The organism is Synergistaceae bacterium, from assembly GCA_031272035.1.
In the GTDB taxonomy this organism is placed as follows: Bacteria; Synergistota; Synergistia; order Synergistales; family Aminobacteriaceae; genus JAISSA01.
In genome coordinates this window covers 1-22,512 of record JAISUO010000114.1, presented here as the reverse complement: position 1 = coordinate 22,512, position 22,512 = coordinate 1, and the positions used below count along the sequence as shown (strand labels likewise).

The following is a 22,512-nucleotide window of genomic DNA, read 5'->3' as shown; positions in this document are numbered from 1 at the left end:
GTGCTACACTCTTTTAATAAACTACCTTTTCCGATCTGAATATTTTATTTGAACTGACTGAAACAGATGGGAATTGGGGAGGTCAAAAGAGTGGTTGCGGAGAAAAATCCTCAGAACAGAGGAAAACGGGCAAAAGGGGAAATGTGGCCCCTGGAACAAACCCTGAGCAGCCTTGTCGAAACTCTGAGTTCCATGGCGGGAAACTTGCACAATACGACGACAGAAATAAATGCTGTTGCAGACCAGATCAAATCCATAAGCGACGAAATGTCGGCCATAATGGAAGAGATGCAGTTTTTGGAGAGGAAGGTCAAACCCAATGAAAACGTACCTGCGAGTTCTCAAAACAATTGAAGCGGCAGGGACACGGGCCTGGCTGGTGGGAGACCCGGCCCGGGACGTGGTGAGAGGACTCGAACCAACCGATTTGGATGTGGCGGTGGAGCGCTGCGACCTGGAGGCCCTGGCGACTTCCCTGGGCAGTGGAACGCTGGGAGGCGACGAGTCTTTCCCCGTGCTCCGCGCCACACTTTCCGGCGTGAGAACTGAAATCGCCTGCATACGCGGAGCGTCCATCGAAGAGGACCTTGCGCAGCGCGACTTCAGCATCAACGCCATCGCCATACGCAGCGACAACGTTTTAGTGGACCCCTGGAACGGACGGCGGGACATCCGCAACGGAGTGATCCGTCTGACCGGCGACGACATCGACCTGGTTCGGAACGACCCCATTCGCATTCTGCGCATGTTCCGTTTCGCGTCGGAGCTGGATATGGACATTTTCTGGAAAAGCGGGGCGGACGTCCGACAGTTCATCAACACCTCCTCCGACGCCATCCGCTCTATGCCCTCAGAACGCTGGGGCCGCGAGATTTTAAGCGGTATGAACGCCCGGCCCTGGGATTTTCTTTATCTCTGCGATTATTACGGGCTTCTCCCCTTTTTTATGGAAGAAATCCAGCGTCTGAAGGAAATCCCCCTGGAAGACGACGAGAGCCAGAGCCTTTTTGATCACTCCCTGGAGACGGTGCGGGCGGTGCAGGAATTTCTGAAGAACCGGAAGACCACCGGAGCCAGCGTGGCTCTGCCTCTGGCGGCGATTTTCCATCATGCCGGCGCGGAAAAGGGCAGCCCCACGGACACGAAAAAAGCGGCGAAAATCGCTTCCCGCTGTCTCATGGCATGGAACATGGGCTCCGAAACAACCAAACTGGTGGAGACAGTGATTCAGCACTACCATGCTATGTACAACCCCGTAACGGAAGAGCAGTTCTGCCGGTCGCTTCTGAAGCACGGGTTCGAAGCCCCCATGGCCATCGTGAACTTTGCCATCTGCAACTCCAGGGCGGACAAGGTCCGGGACATGGAGACGCTGGTGGCCAATAAATGGCGGCTCAGCGAGGTGCTTCGACGCTTTGAGGACGTCCGCCGCCGCATGGAGGGCAACACCCGCTATCTCACCGGCAGCGAGGTCATGAGCCTTCTGAACATTCAACCAGGAAAAGTGGTGGGAGAAATCCTCGGAGCCATGGACATGGCGGTGGGACTGGGAATTATCTCCAGCAAAAAAGAAGCTTCGGAGTGGGTGAAACATTACCGTGCCGAATCGTGAAAACACCGACACCATAGCCGCTATCGCCACGGCCTGGGGAGAGGCGGGCATCGCCATCGTGCGGCTTTCGGGCTCCGCGTCCCTGGACCTGGCGAGAGGCGTGCTTTCCTTTCCAAAAGAAACACCCGACGGAGATCTGAATTTTCTCCCTCCCCGGCTCATGCGGCTGGCTCTGCTTCTGGACGAGACGGATCGACCCATCGACCAGGTGCTGGCCGTGTATTTTCCCGGGCCGAAAAGCTACACCGGTGAAGACGTGGTCGAGCTTCACACCCACGGAGGAACTCTGGTTGCCCAGCTCTGCCTGGAGCGTCTGATTCACCGGGGAGCCCGACTGGCAGAGCCGGGAGAATTCACGCGGCGGGCCTTTCTCAACGGACGAATCGACCTTTCTCAGGCGGAGGCGGTGCTGGGCATCATCCGTTCCCGCAGTGAAGAGGCCCTTCGTGCCGCGGCCCGAACGCTTTCAGGAGAACTTTCTTCCTTCGCCTCGGAAATACGGGAGGAGCTCCTTACCCTTCAGAGCGCCCTGGAGGTGGGGCTGGACTTTCCGGAGGACGCCGCGCCCTGGGTCAGCGAGACGGAACTGGCGGACTCTCTGGCCACTCTCCGGTTGAGCCTGGAGGACCTGAGAGACCGGTGCTCCATGGGACTCCTGCTGAGAGAAGGAGTTCGTGTGGCCCTCACGGGCCGTCCCAACGTGGGAAAATCCTCTCTTCTGAACGCTCTGCTGAAACAGGCCCGGGCTATTGTCACGGCCCTGCCGGGCACCACCCGGGACGTCATTGAGGAGGCCATCACCTGGCGGGGGGTTCCCATTCGCCTGGTGGACACGGCAGGACTACGAGCCCCCTCCGACGAAATCGAGGCCAGCGGAATTGAGCGCACCAACGAAGAGCTGAAAAAAGCGGACATCTGCCTCTGGATTCTTGACGGCTCCGCCCCCATGGAGGAGGACGATCGGGCCTACATTGAGCGTCTGTCGGAAAAAGATCACATCGTCGTCCTGAACAAGTCGGACAAACCTCACCTGCTCACCGAGGAGGACATCCGGACCATCTCGCCGGAAAGTCCCGTCCTCTCTCTTTCCGCCAAAAAAGGAGAAGGCCTGGATCCCCTGAAAGAACTGATCATCTCCATGGCCACGGGCAGCGGGACGCTGGATGCGGGACTGAACGTTTCCGCCCGTCAGCTCGCCGAGGTGGGAGAGGCCGTGAGCTCCATCACCGAGGCCGAAGCCGCAGCCGCAGAAAAACTGGGGCAGGATCTGGTGGCCAGTCTGCTCTCCGCCACAAGGGAATGTCTCGAACATATTTTGGGCATCCAGTGCGACGACGCTCTGCTGGACAGCGTATTCAGCCATTTCTGCGTGGGGAAATAATCACAGATCGAATTTTCTATTAATTTTCCGCTTAGTCTTTTATACGCCAACTATTCTTTTCACGTTTTTATCCTATACATAGAACATCAGTGTTTTTACATCATTTATATTTATCATTTTTACCTGTCAATAAAAATTGAGCTGGCCTAAAATACTTCCTAATACTCAGGAAGAACGTTTTACGGTGTTTTGGGTTCGCCCTGGAGTATAAACTCACACTTGGATGGTGGACGGGAATGACACTGAAGTACGAGAAGGCTCTTTTGTTTGCGGCAGGTACGCTCTTCGGGCTGGGAACCGTATGGTTCGTCAAAAGCGGCAGGGCAAAGCAGGTGGCTGTGGCAGTGACCGCCAAAGGGCTGGATCTGAAAAACTGCGCCGCAGGCGCGATGGAACGTCTGAAGGAAACCATGGACGACGTGGTGGCCGAGGCTCAGTATGTCAACGCGCAAAAGGCGGAGGATCGCTGAGGTTTTCCCGAAGCTTCTCTATCCTTCCAAACCGAGATGGAATTTCGAATCGAACATGACCTGCCGGGACGCCTGCGTCTTCGCTGCCCGAAGGGATCATTTTCACAGGAGCAGGGATACGTCATTGAGGCGCTTCTGGAAACGCAGCCGGGGGTAACCGGCGTCAAAGTTTCCCACAGGACCGGAAGTCTCCTGATCCGTTATGAAGGCGACGGGAGCGTGAAGGAAACTCTTCTCCGGACGGCGGAGATACTGGACGAATCGTACTGCGATCAAATCGATGGCAGTCTTCTGCGCCCCGAGGGAACCAGCCTGGGAAGTTCTTTGTTTTCTCTTTTTGCCGGGGTGGCGGTGCGATCGGTTCTGCCTTTCAATCTGCGCCGGATTGTCGCCGTCTGTCGGGCCCTCCCCCTTTTCCGACAGGGCCTCGCCAGTCTCCGGCGGAGAAAACTGGACGTTGCCGTCCTTGACGCCTCTGCCGTAGGCGTGTCCATGCTCCGGCAGGATTTTCGCACGGCAGGCGTCATCACCACTCTTCTAACCCTGGGCGGCGTTCTGGAAAGCTGGACCCGTCAGCGATCAAAGGAGAGCCTGGTCGAGAGCCTGGCTTTGAACATCGACGGGCTCTGGGTTCGTCGGGAGGATGGACAGATCGGGCGAATCGCCATGTCCCAACTGAAGCTGGGAGACCTGGTAATCCTCCAGACCGGCAGCGTCATTCCGGTGGACGGACAGATCGTGGAAGGGGAAGCGATGGTGAATCAATCCGCAATGACGGGAGAAGCAGAACCTGTTCATCGCACGCCGGGACTTTCCGTTTACGCCGGAACCGCCATTGAGGAGGGCGCCCTGGTCGTGCGCGTCACGGCCTTCGACAGCGAGACCCGCATTCATCGCATCGCCGAGATGATCGACGAGTCGGAGGACCTGAAGGCCGCCATACAGAGCCGTGCCGAAAAAATGGCGGACGCCGTGGTTCCTTACAGTTTTCTCCTGGCGGGGGCCGTGTGGTTCCTGACGGGGGACGCCGTCCGGGCTTCCGCCTCTCTCATGGTGGATTATTCCTGCGCCCTCAAACTTTCCACGCCGCTGATCATTCTTTCCGCCATGCGGGAAGGGGCAAAACGGGGCGTGCTGATCAGGGGCGGACGTTTTTTGGAGGAACTGAGCGAGGCCGACACCGTGGTTTTTGACAAAACGGGTACCCTCACCGTCTCCACTCCCACCGTGGTAAAGGTTATCGCCTTCGAAGGATTTTCCCGCAATGATGTTTTACGCACCGCCGCCTGCCTGGAGGAGCATTTCCCCCACTCCATCGCCCGGGCCGTGGTCAAACAGGCCGAACAGGAGCACCTGGCTCACCGGGAGGAACATTCCACGGTGGAATACGCCGTCGCCCACGGCATTGCGTCTCGCATCCCCGGAAGCGACGGGCTTCCGGACGAAAAAATACTGCTGGGCAGCGCCCATTTCGTGCTGGAGGACGAGGGAATTTCCTGCAATGCGGCACAACGGGCGGTTATCGATGAGATGATGAAGCTGTATTCCGTGCTGTTCCTTGCCAGAGGAAACCGCCTCGCCGGGCTTCTCTGCATTGAAGATCCGCTGAGACCGGATGCCGCCGCGACGGTAAAGGAGCTGAGAGCCGCGGGGATTCGGAGAATCGCCATGCTGACGGGGGACAATCCCCTGGTGGCGAAAAACATCGCGAGGAAGCTGGGTATCGACGAGGTCAGAGCCCGACTGCTTCCAGAGGACAAAACCGAAGCCATCAGGGACATGAAGCGTTCCGGCAACAGAGTGCTCATGGTGGGAGACGGAATCAACGACGCTCCGGGACTGGCCGCGGCGAACGTGGGAGTGACCCTGGGAGAAGGCGCCGACATCGCTCAGGCCGTGGCGGACGTGGTGCTGACGGGCAATCGCCTGAGCGGGATTATCGACGCCCGGCAGCTGGGGCAGGAAACGATGAAAAAAATTTATCGCAACTATTCCTTCATCATCGGCGCCAACTCTCTGTTAATGATTCTTGGGCTGGGTGGTATGATTTCGCCGGCTCTTGCCGCCCTTTTGCACAATCTGACAACGACGGCCTCCGCCGTTTACGGCCTCGCGCCCGTTCTCGATGCCCCCTCAGGGGAGGAGAATCACCCTGCGCGAAGCCCCCGGTCCTTTTGAGTTCGACTGATTGGAAGGAGCAACGAGATGATTGAAAGTTTTATTGAAGGACGAGTACGCCTGCGAACGTCTCTGCTGGCCGATGCCGCTCTGGCGGAACTCCTTTCGTCGGCTCTCATGCGTATCGACGGGATGCAAAAGGTGGAAGTCAACCCCCGAACCCAGGGCCTTTTGCTGGAGTACGACAAAAAACGTCTGCCTCTGTCCCGTTTGATACGGGCACAGCCTGTTTTCCTGCGGATGAGGGAACTGGAGCGCGAGACCTCCGACACGCGTCTGCAATCTCTGAAAAACCTTCTGGAGGACCTGTCGCAGGTCCTGAACGACAACGACTGATACTCGTCAAAAAAGCCCGGCCTGCACCGGGCTTTTTGTCATATTCGCAGCTTTCATGGGACCCGAGTCAAATTCTGTGGGCCGCGTATTTCTTTTCCAGCAGACCCACCAGCTTCGAAAGAGAGTAGGTCATGGCCAGATAGAGAAGGGCGGTACAGGTGTAGACCTCGAAGGGCTGAAAAGTACGGACCACGATGTTTTTCGCCACCAAAGTCAGCTCCACGATGGAAATGACGGACACCAGGGACGAATCCTTGACGAGGGTGATGAACTGTCCCGCCAGAGCCGGAAGAATGGCCCTCAGAGCCTGAGGCATGACGATGTAGCGCATCTGCTGCCAGTAGTCGAGCCCGATGCACTGAGCGGCTTCCCACTGTCCTTTGGGCAGAGCCTGAATGCCCCCCCGAACGATTTCGGCCACATAAGCGCCGCTGAACAGGCCCAGCCCCAAAATGGCGGCGGTCAGAGCCGACAGGTTCACGATTTTCCCGATCCCGAAATAAATGTAGAGCAGGAACACCAGCAGTGGAATGCCCCGTATCACCTGAACGTAAAGCGAACATACCCATCGGAGAAGCCAAATTTTCGACGTTCTGGCGATGCCCGTCAGGATCCCCACGACAATGCCGAAAATCGTCGCGAAAAATGAAACGTAAAGCGTCACCCACAGCCCCATCAACAACGGCTTCCCGTATCTGACGACGAACGAAAGATCCATGACCGCTCCTTCTCTATTCGTTTTCGCAAAGCCCGGCGAGAAAACGCCAGGCGACCAGGGCCTGCACTTTGGTCACCAGAGGAAGTTCTTCCGTGACGATGTACTCGTCCGGCGATCCCATGTTATGGTGGGAAGGTCCGTAGACCACCCCGGGAGTCCCCCGGCTGCGCCAGAGATAAGCCTCAGTTCCCCCAAGACTGTAATTGGGGAAGACCGGAAATCCGCACACCTCCGCGGCTGTTTTTTCGGCCAAACGGATCAGCGGGTGATCCGGCGGAGTCAGCACCGGGTCGGCGCTGCTCAGCTCCGTCAGCTCCGTGTCGGGAAACTCCGCTATCTGCCGGTTCAGCCAGCTCTTCAGGTAATCCACCGTAACGCCGGGGGGCAGCCGGAAATCCACCTCGGCTTCGCAGTGCTCGGCCACCAGATTGACCATGATTCCGCCGGATATGGTTCCCACGTTCATGGTCGTCCGCAGGGCCGCCTCCAGAGAACCGGGCCCCAGAACCTTGTCGTAGACCCCGGCGGAACGCTCCATGACCTTCCGCATGGTCTCGGAAACCCTCATTTTTTCGTCGTTTTTGAAGGAGTACAGTTTCTGCAGAATGGCCATCATGCGATCGATGGCGTTTTCCCGAAGCCCGGCATAGGCCCCATGCCCTCCGGCGGTCCGGGTGACGATCCTGAAACGATGCTTTCCCTTTTCACCGATGCGGATGTGCTCCAGAGAAGAAGGTTCCCCATTGATCAGCGCATCTCCCAGAAGTTCGGGACGTTCCTTCAGCAGGTACCGGGTTCCCCAGGGGCCGAAAACCTCCTCGTCGGAAACACAGGTAATGGAGACCTTCCCGGGCCACTGGTCCTTCATGCGGTTCAGCAGAAGCACGGACATGATACTGGCGGCCAGCCCGCCCTTCATGTCGGCCGCGCCCCGGCCGTACAGTTTCCCGTCGGCAATTTCGCCTCCGAAGGGATCTCGGGTCCATCGGGAGCGATCCCCCACGGGAAAAGTGTCCATATGTCCGTTGAAAACCACGTGTTTTCCCTCTCTCCGCCCCCGCACCGTGGCGACGACGCTGGGCTTTTCGGCATGAGGCGCAACGATTTCGCTTTCGACGCCCGCCTCTTTGAAAAGGTCATTGATGAATTTTGCAATCGCCCGCGTGTCGCCGGGAGGGTCCTCCGAGGGAATTCTCACCAGATTACGGCACAGATCCACCGTTTTTTCGGCTTCCGCGTCCAGCAGTTCACAAAAATTTTTTTCGCTCATCCTCGAAAAATCCTCGAAAAGAATCCCTGAACCCAAGGTTATTCCTTGAACCAGGGCATATCGACGAACCAGTATTTATAGAGCTCGTCATATTTCGTTTCGCGGATTTTCTTTACGGTGGCGTCCACGGCTTTTTTCAGCTCCGGGCTGTTCTGGTTGATCCCAATGCCCACCGGCATTTCATAATGCTTCTCGTCCACAAAGGCGAAAAGTCCTTTTGGGTTCTTTTTGACGTAAACCAGAACCCAGGGCGTGTTGTGAATGGCGGCGTCGATCTTGCCGTCGGCCACGGCCATGGCCATGGTGGCGGTGTCGTTGGTGAATTTCACGATTTCCGCATTTTTGAAAAAGGTCTCGGAATAGAAATCGGAGGTCTGCCCCAGCCGGACGCCGATCTTAACGCCCTTCACGTCCATGTCCTTCCAGGATTTGATGTCCTTGTACTTTTCGCTGAGCAGAAGGCCCAGACCCGCGTAGAAATAGGGCTCGCTGAAAAGGATTTTCTTTTGGCGCTCCTCGGTAATCGCCATGCCGCCCAGAATGAGATCGCCTTTTTCCGTTTCGAGGGCGGGGATAATGCCGTCCCAGGTGATCGAAACGATTTCCATCTTAACGCCCAGGTCATCCGCAATGGCTTTGCCTATGTCCATGTCGAACCCGATAATGTCTCCGTTTTCGTCGATCATTTCAAAGGGGAAATATCCTGGAGCGGTGAGGACAACAATTTTCCCCCGCGCCTTTATTTCCTCCGGAGTCGCCGCAAACGCCCCGGACGCGACCAAAAGGAGCGCCATCAGTATTCCCGACAGCACAAAAAGCATTCCTCGCTTCCCGAAAATCGAACCTGTCATAACAAAAACCTCCATTCTGTTATTAATCTATCATTAATAAATTAACGAGATTCAAAGATTTATGATCTTTCCAATAAACGCCCGGGTTCTGGCTTCCCCGGGATTGGTGAAAATCACATCGGGGGGCCCCTGCTCGGCGATCACCCCCCCATCCAGAAAGATGACCCGGTCGGCCACGTCCCGGGCAAAATTGAGCTCGTGAGTGACCACCATCATCGTCATGCCCTCTTTCGCCAGATTCTTCATGACGTCCAGAACCTCCTGGATCATCTCCGGGTCCAGGGCCGATGTGGGTTCGTCGAACAGCATCACCCGGGGATTCATGACAAGGGCCCGGGCGATGGCCACCCTCTGCTGCTGTCCTCCTGAAAGAAAACCGGGGTAGATGTGCGCCTTATCGCTTATCCCTACCCGATCCAGCATCTCCAGAGCCCGCTTCAGAACTTCGCTTTTTTCCCGCTTCTGCACCTTCAGGGGCCCCAGCATCAGGTTCTGCAACACCGTCATGTGAGGGAAAAGATTGAACTGCTGGAACACCATGCCGATTTCACTGCGGAGCCCGGTATGTTTCGCGATCGTACGGACCGAAGTGCCGTCCACCGTGATGTCCCCCTCCTGGAAGTCCTCCAGGCAGCAGACACAGCGCAGCAACGTACTTTTGCCGGAGCCGCTGGCCCCGATGATGACCACAACTTCGCTTTCGGCAATCGAGAGATCTATCCCCCGGAGTACCTGAAGCTCCGCGTCAAACCACTTGTGGAGGCCCGATATTTCGATCATGGGGCGACGCCGGAGAAAATAATGTCCCAACAAATGCACATCTGGAATCACACCTTGCTCCACGGAGTAAACTTTTTTTTATACTTTAATAAACTGAAAACAATTGAAGGGGATAGTATAGCCTTCTCACAAATTTGTCAATCTTTTTCTGAAAATAGCTTTCTGTCAAGCCGATTTTTCCGCCAAAAACAGTAAAATTAAACTTATGTTACAAAACCACAGCGCCGCTTCAGGACGCCGGCCTGGGCGCCCTGGGACATACGGGCATCGGCATCACATCAGCGTGACGACTTTTTTTCTCTCTTTTTTGGAAAGATAGAGCCGCAATCGGGCGAGAACTTCGTCCAAATCCAGCGGCTTGGCCACATGGTCGTTCATGCCGGCGGCCAGACAGGCCTCCACGTCCTCCTGAAAGGAATTGGCGCTCATGGCCACAATGGGAACCGCCCTCGCCTCGGGAATTTCCAGAGCGCGAATGCGCCGGGTGGCCTCGCAGCCGTCCATTTCCGGCATCTGCACGTCCATGAAAATCATGTCGTACCGCCCTGGCGAGGCTCTGAATTTTTCGAAGGCCTCCAGCCCGTTCTGCGCGCAGTCTATGGACAGCCCCATGGGCTCCAGAAGCGACAGAACGATCTCCCGGTTGATCTCCACGTCCTCGGCCAGAAGAACGCGGCAATCCTCGAAAGAACCCTCTTCCTCATCCTGACCCGCCGCCGGGGGCTGAGGCTCGTTTTCCGCCGCTCCGTCGGAAAAGACGGCCGGCGTTTCGGGCTCCCGGGCCAGCCAGACGGTGTAACCGAAGGTCGAACCCGTACCGCTTTCGGATTTCACCCAGATCTTTCCGCCCATGAGTTCCACCGTCCGTTTGGCAATGGCCAGCCCCAGGCCCGCTCCGCCAAATCGGCGCGACAGCGAGTCTTCAGTCTGTTGAAAAGAATTAAACAGCTGCGAAAGCTGCTCTTTTTCGATACCGATTCCCGTGTCGCTCACCTCCACCAGGATACAGCAGGCGGAGTCCGTTTCTTCCGCCAGGCGGGCTTCCACACGAATCTTTCCCTCGTCGGGGGTGAACTTTACAGCGTTGGAAAGCAGTTTCATCATGATCTGGGTCAGCCTGCGCTCGTCTCCGTACAGAAGCTCCGGAATTTTGGGATCCACGGAGACGGAAAGGGTCTGCTTTTTGTCCTCCGCCTGAAATTCGAAGATGTCCACGGTCTTTCGCAGCATCTTTTCAAAACCGAAATTCACGGGAGACAGCTCCATTTCGTTTTCATCGAACTTCGACATGTCCAGAACGTCGTTGATGATGCCAAGGAGGTGTTTTGAGGCGCTTTCGATTTTTTCCAGACAGTAATCCTTCCGCGTCGGGTCGGGAGATGTTTTCGCCAGCGCGGTCATGCCGATGATGGCGTTCATGGGAGTGTGCATCTCATGACTCATGCTGGAAAGGAAACGGCTTTTGGCCACATGGGCGCTTTCACTCTGAGCCGCTTTTCGCCGGTACAGCCAAAAGGTCGCGCCTCCGCTCAGAACAGAAGACGCCAGGGCCACGGCCTGCAGGAGGGTGAGAAAAGTCGTATCGCTGCGCTGGGTGAGAATGATTTCGTCGGAAATGTCCACCCCCGCGACGCAGACGATATTCCCCTCCGCGTCCCGAACGGGAATATAGGCCGAGATAAGCCCCTTCCAGCTCGGCACGTACTCTCCGAAATCGTTGACCGCGTCCTCACCGGCAAGGGCCGTCGCCGCCAGAGGGTCTTCGATGACGTCGAAATAATCGTCCGGCGTCACCTGGGTTTCCTCATCCGTATCGTTGTCCACGATGTACTGCAGACGCCCGTCTCCGCTGTCGCGCCAGTAATAGACGTAAACGACGCCGTATTCTTTTCCGAACTGAATCAGTCTCTCCCGCAGACTCTCATATTCCGGACAATGGGTATCCTCTTCTGTTTTGTAGCGGGCCAGTTCTTCCGGAGTGATGAACATGGCCGCCGCCCGCCCCGCGGCCAGCAGGTGCTTTTGCGCCGAATCCTGCATCAGAACCACGGTCTTGTTCATGACCGTGTGAGTGTTGACCGCGATCAGCAGCACCAAAAGAGCGGAGGCGAAGAACAACAGCATAACCACATTGTTTTTCAAAAAACGTCCTGCCATATCAGAATCTCCGTTCTTCTGAACCAGATTCATACATCACTTCGTGAATATTATACATAACTTCCCCCCGCGAGTCTTCTGCCCATGAACTCATAAGTATTGTATAATTCTAAAAGTCAAGGAATCGGTGTTCTTTTTTATATTATGTTTTATATTTGAGGAGGGAATTTGTATGAAAAAGAAGTGCTTTTTAGCGGGATTGTGCGTTCTGACGTTCCTGTTTCTGGGCCAGACGTTTGCGGACACGGCCTTCGCCGCGCCGGAGTTTTCCGTTCGTCTGGGGCACACGCTGGCTCCTACCCATCCCTATAACCTGGGGATGGTGCGCTTCAAGGAGCTGATCGAAAAGGCCAGCGGCGGTAAAATCGGAGTGGAGGTGTTCCACAGCTCCCAGATCGGAAGCGAGCGCGACCTGATCGAGGGCCTCCAGCTGGGCACAGTGCAGATGACGGTGGTTTCCACGGCCCCGTTGTCCGGCTTCACGTCGGATTTCCTGGTTTTCGACCTGCCCTTCATCTTCGCCAGCACAAAGGCCGCCCGGGCCTGTGTGGACAGCGAAATCGGACAGAAGATGCTCGATCAGCTCGTCTCTCAGGGCATCATCGGACTTTGTTTCTTCGAGAACGGATTTCGCGACGTCACCAACTCCAAGCTGCCCATCAAGGTTCCGGCGGATCTGGCCGGCATAAAGATTCGCACGATGGAAAACCCCATCCACATGGCCACCTTCCGCGTCATGAAGGCCGACCCCACGCCCATGGCCTTCGGAGAGCTCTTTACGGCCCTTCAGCAGAAGACCATCGACGCCCAGGAGAACCCCCTCGCCATCGTCGATACCTCGAAGTTTTACGAAGTGCAGGACTACCTGTCCCTGACGGAACATTTCTACGCTCCGGCCCCCGTGCTGGTCTCCAAGGCCTTCTTCGACTCTCTGCCCGCCGACCTGCAGAAGACTTTCAAAGAGTGTCTGCTGCAGAGCCGCGACTACGAGCGCGGACTGCTGGACGAGATGAACACAAAGCTGGTTAAGGAACTGGGCGAAAAGGGCATGAAGATCAACGAAGTCGACAAAAAGCTCTTTATCGAGGCGGTCAAACCCGTCTACGACGAATTCACGGGAACAGGCCAGGGCAAAATTCCGGCCGATCTGATCGAGCGGGTCCGGGCTTTCAACTGATGAATTCTGTGAAACGTATATTCCATCATCTGGAGCGATACCTGCTGGCGGCCTTTATGGCCGCCATCACCTTTGTCGTGTTCATCCAGGTCGTGTTTCGTCAGCTGGGACGGTCCCTGCCCTGGTCGGAGGAGTTCACCCGCTATCTTCTGGTGTGGATAACCATGATCGGGGCCAGCGAGGGCATTAAGAGGACCGTCCACGTCGGCGTGGAAGCCTTTACGATGCTTTTGCCCCTGAAGGCGAGGAAAGCCGTCAACATCGTCGCACTGTTGATTTGCGTCTTTTTCTGCGGGGTCGTTCTGTTCTATTCCATCGCCATCATCCGGGTTCAGGCCGTCAACCACCAGCTCACCCCGGCCATGCGAATCCCCATGTGGATCGCCTACTCCGCCCTGCCGGCGGGCTCGGTTCTGATGATAATCCGCTACATTCAGGTGATTGTCCGCTCTCTGAAGACGTTCGGAAGCGACCGGATGATCACGGGACTGGAGGACTGAGGGATGGGCGCGATACTGGGTATCAGCTTTCTGATTCTGGCGATTATCGGCGTTCCCATCGCCATGGTGCTGGGGGTTTCCTCCCTGGCGGCCATCGCTCTGGGGAGCTCCCTTCCCCTGATGGTCATCCCGCAGCGGATGTTCACCGCGGCGGACTCCTTCCCCATGCTGGCCATTCCGCTTTTCATGATGGCGGGCTCCCTGATGGACTCCGGAGGAATTTCCCGGCGTCTGATCAACCTGGCGAACGCGCTGGTGGGCTCCCTGACCGGCGGACTGGCGCTGGTGGGTATTCTCACCTGCATGTTTTTCGCCGCCATATCCGGTTCCGGGCCGGCCACCGTGGCGGCCATCGGCGGGATTATGATTCCCTACATGGTCAGGGGAGGCTACGACCGGGGCTTCTCCTCGGCGGTCATGGCTCTGTCGGGAGCCATTGGAATCATCATTCCCCCCAGCATTCCCATGGTCACCTACGCCATCATGTCCAGCGTCTCGGTAAAGACGCTTTTCACCTCCGGCTTCGGGCCGGGCATCGTGGTGGGACTGAGCCTCATGATCACCTCCTGGTGGATCGCGAAGCACGAGGGCTACGGCGGAGAGAAAAGCAAATTTTCCATAAGAGAGGTTCTGAAGGCCGTACGGGAGTCCATCTGGGCGCTTCTGATGCCGGTTATCATTCTGGGGGGCATCTACGGCAGCATTTTCACTCCCACGGAAGCGGCGGGAATCGCCGTGGTCTACGGGCTTTTCATCGGGCTCTTCGTTTATCGGGAGCTGGACGTCCGGGCCATTTACGGCATTCTGGTGGACGCGGCGGTTACCACGGCCATGATTATGCTGATCGTCTGCACGGCGCAGGTTTTCGGGTGGATCATGACCAGCGAAAGAATCCCCGACGCCGTGGCGAGGGCCGTTCTGGCCATGACCAACAGCCGGTTCATCATCCTGATGCTGATCAATATCATTCTGCTGTTCGCGGGCTGTATCATGGAGACCAACGCGGCCCTGATCATCCTGGCGCCCATCCTGCTGCCCATCACGACCCCTCTGGGGGTGGACCCGGTGCATTTGGGGATCATCATGATCGTGAACCTCGCCATCGGAATGAGCACCCCGCCTCTTGGGGTCAACCTCTTCGTCGCCTGCGGCATCAATCAGCGCATGGGGGAAAGGCTGACGCTGGAGCGAATCTCAAGAGCCGCTCTGCCTCTGATCGCGGCCAACGTGGTCGCCCTGCTGATCATCACCTATTTCGAGCCCGTCGCTCTGTGGATTCCCCGCCTGGCAGGACAGATTCGATAGCTCCTCCTTCGGAACGACCTTTCTCGAAACGCAGGAAGACCGGCGAAAAGCGTACTTGTTCGCTTCCGCCGGTCTTTTTTTATTGACGGCGGCTTTTTCTTTTCCTACAATAATGCCTGATAAACTATTTTATTTATAAGGAAAATATTTTATTAAATAAGAAAGGATGAAAAAGATGTCGGAAGGCGAAACGGCGAAAAATGGGAAAAAACGTGGATTTCTGACTCGTTCCGTGCACGTGGGAAACGGAATCGACAAAGAAACCGGAGCGATCCGCAGACCCATCACCATGGCCAACAGCTACGCGCTGCCCTATGACCCCTCGGATCTCAACTGGAGCAGCGCCTCGGGCAACCTCTATACCCGCAACGGAGGAGCGAATCAGCAATATTTGCAGGAAAAACTCGCATCTCTGGAGGAGGGAGAGGACTGCGTCGTGCTCGCCTCGGGGGTGGCGGCTCTGTCGGGGGTGTTTTTCACCTTCCTGCAGAGCGGGGACCACGCGGTCGTTTCGGACAGCACCTACATCGCGGCCTACCGTCTGCTGCACGAACTGCTGCCGGGAAAGTACGGAGTTCAGACGACTCTGGTGAACAGCACGAACCTCGAAGAAGTGAAAGCCGCCGTCCGCCCCAACACGAAGCTGATCCACATCGAAACCCCTTCGAATCCCACCCTGAAAATCACCGACATCCGAGCCGCGGCCAAAATCGCCCATGACGCCGGAGCCCTTCTGTCCGTCGACAATACCTTCGCCTCTCCCTGCAACCAGCGCCCTCTGGAGCTGGGGGCGGATCTGTGCGTGGAGAGCCTGACGAAGTACATCAACGGCCACGGCGACGCCATGGGCGGCGCGGTGATCGGAGCAAAATCCCTGATCGACAAAATACGGGCGGAGGCCATGGTCAACCAGGGAGGCGCAATCAGCCCCTTCAACGCCTGGCTCATTATGCGCGGGGCCGTTTCGCTCCCCATCCGTATGCGCCATCACAATCAAAGCGCCCTCGCCGTCGCAAAGTTTCTGGAGTCTCATCCAGCCGTCCGCTTCGTGGCCTATCCGGGCCTTGAAAGCCATTCCGGGCACGCCACAGCCCTCCGGCAGATGGAAAACGGCTTCGGCGGCGTCATGGCCTTCGGGCTTCGCGCCGACCACGATTCCCACAACCGTTTTGTCAGCCATCTGGAAATCGTCACTTCCGCCGTTTCTCTGGGTCACGACGAAAGCCTGATCGTGTTCCTCGGCGAAAACGACGAACGACAGTACCTCTATCCGGCAGAATTTCACGACGGCTTCTTCCGCCTGAGCATCGGGCTGGAGGACACGGAAGATCTCATCGAAGACCTCCGGCAGGCCCTGGAGAAAACAGGCCTTTAGATTAGAAAAGAGGCTTCTCCCCTGGAAAAGACGCGTCCATGGAACAACCCCCCGACGCACCCCGGTATCTCTGCAGTCGACATGACATAAAGCATGTAAATCGTGTAAAATAGAATCCGCATAGTTTGCAAAGACGAGGAGAAGAAATTCTCACCGTCTTTGTTTGGTTTATTTGCGTGTTATTGGTGATTTATTCGGGTTATCTGGTTGTGGAGTGTGTTTGACAGTGTGTTTCAGGTGGTTTTATCAGTGAAAGGAGTGTCTGTGGAGTGGCAAAGAAAAAAGGACGTCTTGAGTTTTTGGAAATGAAGAAAAAGGGTGAAAAGGTTACCTGGATCACGGCCTACGACTATCCGACGGCTTCCTTCGCCGAGGCGGCAGGTATGGACATGATCCTTGTGGGCGACTCGCTGGGAATGGTCGTGCTCGGTTATTCCGGCACCATCCCCGTCACGATGGACGACTGCATCCGCCATTGTCAGGCCGTTCGCCGGGGCGCCCCCAACACCTTCGTCATGGGAGACATGCCCTTCGGTTCCTATCAGATTTCTGACGAGCTGGCCGTGGCCAACGCCATCCGCTTTTTCAAGGAAGCGGACATGGACGCGGTAAAACTTGAGGGCGGCGTCCGGGTGGAGAGCCGCATCAAAGCCATCGCGGAAAGCGGCGTTCTGGTCTGCGGACACATCGGTCTTACGCCTCAAAGCTCCGGCCCCATGGGCGGATTCAAGGCCCAGGGAGTGACTCCGGAGTCGGCCCGTTACGTGATCGAAGACGCTCTGGCCGTAGAGCGGGCGGGGGCCTATACCCTGCTGTTGGAGGGGATTCCTCCCGAGCTGACGGAGTTCATCACGAAGCGGCTTTCCATTCCCGTGTACTCCATCGGCGCGGGGCTGCCCTGCGATGGCCAGCTCATCATCTGCGGAGACATGCTGGGCCAGTTCCAGGCCTTCACTCCCAAATTCGTCAAAAAATACGCCAACGTGGCGGAAGTCGTCACCAACGCCTTCAAGGCCTACGTGGACGACGTTCGCAATCAGAAGTTCCCCGGTGAAGAACATGTCTATCACATTCGCAAGGGCTGCGAAGAAGAATACGCCAAAGTTCTGAAAGAATACGAGAAAAAATAACGTTTTCGCCCGAAGTCGTCGATATTAAACTTTATTAACTGACGACTGGGGTCGTAAAAGGCTTTAAAAGCCGGAAATAAAATTTAAAATTCGCTGTATTGCGCAGTCTGCGCGGCATCTCTCGCGTTCCCTCCGGAAATGAGAGTAAATTCCCGGGGCGGCAATATTTTTTGAGGAGATGCGGTTACAAATCATGCAAATTCTTTCCAGAGCTCCTTTTCTGCCGGTACTGGCCGGACTTGTCGCGGCAATGGGCGTGTCCGGCCGTTTTTCCAACGTCGCCCTCTGGTGGGTTGTGCCCTCCATGGCTCTGGCAACGGCCATCGTACTGATTGTTCTGACCGGCACGGAGATTTCCAGAAATCACCCGCAGATAGCCGTACTCACCCTTCTCGCCACCCTGGTCTGCTCCATCCGGATCGCCTTTTCCCTGACCCGCCCTCCCGTCCTTCCCTCTTTCCTGAAGACGGAGGGAATCGTGGTGGAAAGCCGCCCCTGGGGACGTCTGTACTCCGTTTCGGTAGAAACCCGCCAGGGGGGATTCGTGCTGAGGCTGCCCTTCGCCGAACTGGCCGAGGGACAGCTCGTTCATATCGAAGGCGTTCCCCGGCCCTTCAAAAACACTCCTTCGAAAAACGGGTTTCGGGAAGATCTTTACTGGCGGGCCCGGGACATGACGGCATACCTGGGCTCGGCAGGATATAAGATTCTTCCGGAAGAGGGCCGGAATTGTTTCGCTCTGAACTCGAAAGCCCCCTTTTTCAACATTCATCGCTGGCGTTACGTTCTTTACCGATCTCTGACTCTGCATTTGCCCCGACTGACGGGTGCTTACCTCAACGCCGCCTGGACGGGCAAACGGGACAAATCCCTGAACGAGAGGCACCGGCTCACGGGAACCAGTCATCTTCTGGCGGTGTCCGGCTTCCACGTGGGGCTTCTGATGAAACTGGCGTCCTGGGTGTTTCGGCGGGGAAAAATCAGGACGCTCTGCCTGAGTTTTTTGATGTGGTTCTACGTTTTTTCCACCGGAGCCTCGGCCAGCGCCCTGCGCGCGGGAATGATGATTCAGATCGCTCTGTTGGGAGAAATCGCCGGACGCCCGGCCTCCACCATCAACTCCGTCTCTCTGGCGGCGGTTCTGCTCCTGCTGGAATCTCCATTTCGATTTTACGACGTGGGGTGGCGTCTGTCTGTCCTGGCCGCTTTCGCCATCGCCACCCTTCTGGAACGGGGAACGCTGGGCCGTCATCCGTGTCTTCGTTTTTTCGCCTTCAGCCCCCTGCTCTGGGCGTCAACTTATCCCCAAACCTCCTGGTCCTTCGGCTCCGTTCCTCTGGCCGGGCTGCTCATCAACGTTTTTGCCGCCGATTTCTTCGGGGTCGTCCTGACCGCCGCATCTCTGACCGTGGCCCTGCACCTGCTCAACCTGCCGGGGATGGGCTTTCCTCTGCAGGCCGTGGAAGGACTTTTCGCCCTCTGGGAGACCGCCGCCGAGGGCATCGTTCAGCTGCTTCCCTGGCAGATCCTCTGGAACCCGTTTCTCGTCCACTGCTGCACGGTGGCGTTCATCGCGATCTTCTGCCGCGCCCTCCTCGTCCCCTGGCGGAGAATCGCCCTTCTGGCCCCCATGGGAAGTGTGGCGGCGTTTCTTCTGTTCGCGATATGACCCACCCGCGGCTCTGCTATACTTAACCCCGAAAAGATTCACAGTGAACGAGGAGGATTCGAAATGCTGCTGGTTATGGATACGGGAAACACGACGACGGTTGTGGGTGTTTTTGATGGCGAGAAACTCATCAGTCACTGGCGCTTGTCGTCTACCCTGCACACGTCGGACGAATTTGGAGTTTATCTGCTGACCCTTCTTTCCACCATCGGAGTGAAGCCCGGACAGATCGACAGCGCCATACTGTCCAGCGTCGTTCCCCCTCTGGATATTCCCATCTGCGGGGCCATCAAAACCTATTTCGCCGTGGACTGCCTGAGGGTGAACGCCTTCATCGACACCGGCATGGAAATCCGCTACGCCGCCCCCCGGGACGTGGGAGCGGACCGAATCGTCAACGCCGTGGGGGGACGCCACAAATACGGCGCGCCCCTGATCATCGCCGATTACGGCACGGCCATCACCTTCGACGTGGTCTCCCCGGACGGGGCCTATCTGGGAGGGGTTATCGCCCCCGGACTCATCTCCGGAATCGAGGCTCTTTTCGGCCGAGCCTCAAAACTGCCCAGAGTGGGGCTGGAAGTTCCCCCCTCCGTCATTGGCTCCAATACGAACGAATCCATCCAGTCCGGCATCCTGTACGGCAACGCCGGCCTGACCGACCATCTGGTGGACCTGATTCGGAAAGAGCTCGGATACCCCGCGAAGGTGGTGGCCACGGGAGGTCACGCGGAGCTTATGGCGAAGATCGCGAAATCCATCGACTACGTCGATACCTGGCTGACGCTGGACGGTCTGCGTCTCATTCATGAACGAAACCGCGCGAACTGACGCCGGCGGGCTGTCCCTGGACAACGAACTCTGGCTCGCGCCTCTGGCCGGACTGACAATGCCGCCGGTCCGGCAGTTTTTTTCCCGTCTCGGCGCGGGACTGACCCATACCGAAATGGTCAGCTGCGCGGGACTGGTCCGCAACAACGCAAAAACCCTGAGCATGCTGCGGCTCCTGCCCGATGAAGGACCGGTGGTGCTGCAGCTGTTTTGCAGTGACGCCGACACGCTGGTCCGAGGCGGAGAGGCGGCCCTCGCCCACAGGCAGAACCCGGAAGATTCGCGGGACAGCCTCGCCTTCGCGGCGCTGGGAATCAATATGGCCTGCCCCATGCCCAAAGTCATGAAACACGGGGCCGGCGCCGCTCTGCTTCACGAGCCCCGGACGGCCTTCGAAATGACTCGCGGACTGAAAACTCTGGGGCTTCCGGTGTGGATAAAAATTCGTCGCATTGCCGCAGACCTGGGGGAAACCCTGCGCTTTGTAGAGGGGCTTATCGAAGCGGGAGCGGATAACGTCTGCATCCACGGACGCACGGCGGCCCAGCGTTACGAGGGACGCGGCGACCGAACCACGGTGAAGTCCGCCGCTTGTCGTTTTCCGGGAAAAATCAGCGCCAGCGGCGACGTTTACACCGTTGAGGACGTTCTGGAGTACAAAAATATGGGCTGCGTCGGCGTGATGCTGGCCCGGGGGGCTCTGTTGGACCCCTGCCTTTTCCCGCGGGCCCTTCGAGCTTTGGGCCGGGATATTCCGGATGAACAGGTCTTTCCCGGAGCGGAACGGCAAATCGAACGCCTGAAAACCCTGGGAGAAAGCGCAAAAGCCGTCTGCGGTCCCCGGCTGGCGGTCGTTCTGCTCAAGCGCCTGGCCGGTGGAACGCTCAGAGGAATCCCCGGCGCTTCGGAACTCCGGCGTCGTCTGGGAGCCGCCAGAGAGGTAGAAGAGCTTTTGGAAATTCTGCAAAGGAGCATCGTCGCGGAAACGCTAACTCTGTGATATTCATGATTGACAGTCCCGATACGTCTAATTATATTGCAGATATTATGAAAACACACTATTTGAGAGAATTGCCTGCTCAATGGCACAATACGGCGGAAATTCTGCATGCTTTGGGAGATGCAACCCGACAGCGCATATTGTTGTTATTTGAACCCGGGGAAGAACTGACGATCAAGACTATCGCCGATCTTTTCCCCTGCAGCCGCACCTCCGTCACTCATCACCTTGCGGTGCTGGAAAAGGCCGGACTGCTGGGGCGTCGCAGAGCAGGGAGGGATGTTTATCTGCGGCTGGAAAAATCGGTGCTGATCGACACGCTGTCTTCCGTCCTGCAGTACGCCCAAACGGAAACATAACCGACAGGGGCATGAAAAACCGTTACGCTTGTTTTACCCCAAATGGTACATTATAATTAGGCCCTGAGTCCTATAACGTAATTTATCTGCAGGAAGTGCAGCCGTTTCTGCCGAGCATGACAGGAGGACAGTGAAGGTGTTAAAAGTCATCATAGTGGACGATCATAAGCTCTTCAGAGACGGACTTCGCAAAATCCTGGAATTGGAGCCGGATCTTCACGTCGTCGCCGAAGCGGAGGACGGAATAGAAGCTCTGATGATGATCCAGGAACATCTTCCGGACATTGTCCTTTTTGATATCAACATGCCCCGCAGCGACGGCATTCAGCTCGTGCGGGACCTCAACAACCTGAAAATCCGGACGGCGCTCATCGCCATCAGCGCCTACGACGACGAGGAATGTCTGGCGACGCTTTCCACGGAAGGCGTTTTGGGATTCGTTCTGAAATCCTCGGGACGGGCGGAACTGGTTGCCGCCATTCGCTGCGTGAGCCGCGGACAGTCCTACGTGGACCCGCGCGTGGCGGGCAAACTGATGACAAGTTTCGCCAGGCGCAAAAATAACAACGACCTGCTGGACGGACTGACGCCCCGGGAAAAAGAAATTCTCTACTGGCTGGCTCAGGGGCTCAGCAACAACGAGGTGGCCAAACGGATGGTTTTATCCGAAAAAACCGTCAAAAATCACGTGAGCCACATGCTGAAGAAGCTGGACGTTCGAGATCGCACCCAGGCGGCGGTCATGGCCTGGAAGGTGGGGTTCGCTCAGCTCAGCCCCGACACGCTGGAGCAGGTTCTCGGTACCGACACCGCCGCAGGAGAGGGAGAAGACGAGGTCAAAGAAGAGCCAGGAGAAAAAACAGAAAACGGAAACAAAGAAGAAACCTCTGCAGAAACCACATCTCCCTGACCCATTTTTTGGAACTTTTACGCTAATATCTCTCCTGACGGGCGGCCTTTGGCTGCCCGTTTTACAGTTGACCGGCATACATAGATAATACTGGAATACGTATTTTCGGATGGTTTGTTAAAGAGGGATATGGTATATACATAAATAATTAAATTTCTTTAACGTCGATACACTGAACAGAAAGAGATGATGGACATGCTTTGGGATAAAACACTGGAAGTCGGAGTTCCTTTTATCGACACTCAACACAAAGAGCTTTTCAAACAAATCGACATTCTTTCCGATAACAACAACAAATCCCGCTTTCCTCAAACTTTAAAATTTTTGGGGGAATACGTGAAGAAACACTTTCACGACGAGCAGGAGCTGCATATCCAGTCGGCTTACCCGAAGGCGGCCGCCCATAAAAAGATGCACGCGGACTTCGTCGCCGTCTTCACCAAAATGAAAACGGAATACGACGCCGACAACGAAAACCTGGTGGTGCTTCACAAAATCAACAA

General features: G+C 56.7%; 22 protein-coding genes. 17 read left to right on the top strand and 5 right to left on the bottom strand.

Features of this window, described 5'->3' with window-relative positions; translation table 11 throughout:
- The first annotated feature begins 90 nt into the window (after positions 1–90).
- From LBR61_13415 to LBR61_13390, 6 genes are all read left to right on the top strand, one after another.
- Positions 91–354: a hypothetical protein gene (locus tag LBR61_13415; GenBank protein MDR1733079.1), complete on the top strand. Its 264-nt coding sequence runs from the start codon at positions 91–93 to the stop codon at positions 352–354.
- Entirely contained in the window at positions 320–1,612 is a 1,293-nt protein-coding gene (locus tag LBR61_13410; protein ID MDR1733078.1) for a hypothetical protein, read from the top strand. The genes LBR61_13415 and LBR61_13410 overlap by 35 nt, the downstream gene beginning before the upstream one ends.
- Positions 1,599–2,993 carry a tRNA uridine-5-carboxymethylaminomethyl(34) synthesis GTPase MnmE gene (gene mnmE, locus LBR61_13405; GenBank protein MDR1733077.1) on the top strand — a complete coding sequence of 465 codons (1,395 nt, stop codon included), beginning with the start codon at positions 1,599–1,601 and terminating at the stop codon, positions 2,991–2,993. Before LBR61_13410 ends, mnmE begins: the two co-directional genes overlap by 14 nt.
- A 236-nt stretch (positions 2,994–3,229) precedes the next feature.
- Complete coding sequence (locus LBR61_13400) at positions 3,230–3,463, top strand: DUF6110 family protein (protein MDR1733076.1); 234 nt, start codon at positions 3,230–3,232, stop codon at positions 3,461–3,463.
- A 36-nt stretch (positions 3,464–3,499) separates the two neighbouring features.
- Positions 3,500–5,641 (top strand): heavy metal translocating P-type ATPase, encoded by a 2,142-nt coding sequence (locus tag LBR61_13395; protein ID MDR1733075.1) that lies wholly within the window; start codon positions 3,500–3,502, stop codon positions 5,639–5,641.
- Positions 5,642–5,668: 27 nt separating this feature from the next.
- Positions 5,669–5,977, top strand: a complete 309-nt coding sequence (locus LBR61_13390) for a hypothetical protein (protein ID MDR1733074.1) — start codon at positions 5,669–5,671, stop codon at positions 5,975–5,977.
- Positions 5,978–6,044: 67 nt separating this feature from the next.
- Here LBR61_13390 and LBR61_13385 read toward each other — a convergent pair whose 3' ends face one another.
- The 5 genes from LBR61_13385 to LBR61_13365 form a co-directional block, all read right to left on the bottom strand.
- Complete coding sequence (locus tag LBR61_13385; protein MDR1733073.1) at positions 6,045–6,695, bottom strand: amino acid ABC transporter permease; 651 nt, start codon at positions 6,693–6,695, stop codon at positions 6,045–6,047.
- 13 nt (positions 6,696–6,708) lie between these two features.
- Entirely contained in the window at positions 6,709–7,965 is a 1,257-nt protein-coding gene (locus tag LBR61_13380) for an ArgE/DapE family deacylase (protein ID MDR1733072.1), read from the bottom strand.
- Between the two features lie 38 nt (positions 7,966–8,003).
- Positions 8,004–8,816 (bottom strand): transporter substrate-binding domain-containing protein, encoded by an 813-nt coding sequence (locus LBR61_13375; protein ID MDR1733071.1) that lies wholly within the window; start codon positions 8,814–8,816, stop codon positions 8,004–8,006.
- Between the two features lie 51 nt (positions 8,817–8,867).
- Positions 8,868–9,596 (bottom strand): amino acid ABC transporter ATP-binding protein, encoded by a 729-nt coding sequence (locus LBR61_13370; GenBank protein MDR1733070.1) that lies wholly within the window; start codon positions 9,594–9,596, stop codon positions 8,868–8,870.
- 273 nt (positions 9,597–9,869) lie between these two features.
- Entirely contained in the window at positions 9,870–11,753 is a 1,884-nt protein-coding gene (locus LBR61_13365) for a response regulator (protein MDR1733069.1), read from the bottom strand.
- Between the two features lie 172 nt (positions 11,754–11,925).
- Here LBR61_13365 and LBR61_13360 point away from each other — a divergent pair, with 172 nt between their 5' ends.
- The 11 genes from LBR61_13360 to LBR61_13310 all read left to right on the top strand — a co-directional run.
- Positions 11,926–12,930, top strand: coding sequence for a TRAP transporter substrate-binding protein (locus LBR61_13360; GenBank protein MDR1733068.1), 1,005 nt, complete (start codon positions 11,926–11,928; stop codon positions 12,928–12,930).
- 8 nt (positions 12,931–12,938) lie between these two features.
- Positions 12,939–13,430: a TRAP transporter small permease gene (locus LBR61_13355; protein ID MDR1733067.1), complete on the top strand. Its 492-nt coding sequence runs from the start codon at positions 12,939–12,941 to the stop codon at positions 13,428–13,430.
- Between the two features lie 3 nt (positions 13,431–13,433).
- Positions 13,434–14,735 carry a TRAP transporter large permease gene (locus tag LBR61_13350; protein MDR1733066.1) on the top strand — a complete coding sequence of 434 codons (1,302 nt, stop codon included), beginning with the start codon at positions 13,434–13,436 and terminating at the stop codon, positions 14,733–14,735.
- A 166-nt stretch (positions 14,736–14,901) separates the two neighbouring features.
- Positions 14,902–16,110 carry a PLP-dependent aspartate aminotransferase family protein gene (locus LBR61_13345; GenBank protein MDR1733065.1) on the top strand — a complete coding sequence of 403 codons (1,209 nt, stop codon included), beginning with the start codon at positions 14,902–14,904 and terminating at the stop codon, positions 16,108–16,110.
- Between the two features lie 269 nt (positions 16,111–16,379).
- Complete coding sequence (gene panB, locus LBR61_13340; protein ID MDR1733064.1) at positions 16,380–17,240, top strand: 3-methyl-2-oxobutanoate hydroxymethyltransferase; 861 nt, start codon at positions 16,380–16,382, stop codon at positions 17,238–17,240.
- Between the two features lie 193 nt (positions 17,241–17,433).
- Positions 17,434–18,909: a ComEC/Rec2 family competence protein gene (locus LBR61_13335; protein MDR1733063.1), complete on the top strand. Its 1,476-nt coding sequence runs from the start codon at positions 17,434–17,436 to the stop codon at positions 18,907–18,909.
- Positions 18,910–18,972: 63 nt separating this feature from the next.
- Positions 18,973–19,740, top strand: a complete 768-nt coding sequence (locus LBR61_13330; protein ID MDR1733062.1) for a type III pantothenate kinase — start codon at positions 18,973–18,975, stop codon at positions 19,738–19,740.
- Positions 19,718–20,740 (top strand): tRNA-dihydrouridine synthase family protein, encoded by a 1,023-nt coding sequence (locus tag LBR61_13325; GenBank protein MDR1733061.1) that lies wholly within the window; start codon positions 19,718–19,720, stop codon positions 20,738–20,740. Before LBR61_13330 ends, LBR61_13325 begins: the two co-directional genes overlap by 23 nt.
- Positions 20,741–20,802: 62 nt before the next feature.
- Positions 20,803–21,099 (top strand): metalloregulator ArsR/SmtB family transcription factor, encoded by a 297-nt coding sequence (locus LBR61_13320; GenBank protein ID MDR1733060.1) that lies wholly within the window; start codon positions 20,803–20,805, stop codon positions 21,097–21,099.
- 136 nt (positions 21,100–21,235) lie between these two features.
- On the top strand, positions 21,236–22,009 hold the full coding sequence (locus tag LBR61_13315) for a response regulator transcription factor (protein MDR1733059.1): 774 nt from the start codon (positions 21,236–21,238) through the stop codon (positions 22,007–22,009).
- Between the two features lie 195 nt (positions 22,010–22,204).
- Positions 22,205–22,512: hemerythrin domain-containing protein (locus tag LBR61_13310; protein MDR1733058.1), on the top strand; the 308-nt coding region annotated here is incomplete at its 3' end.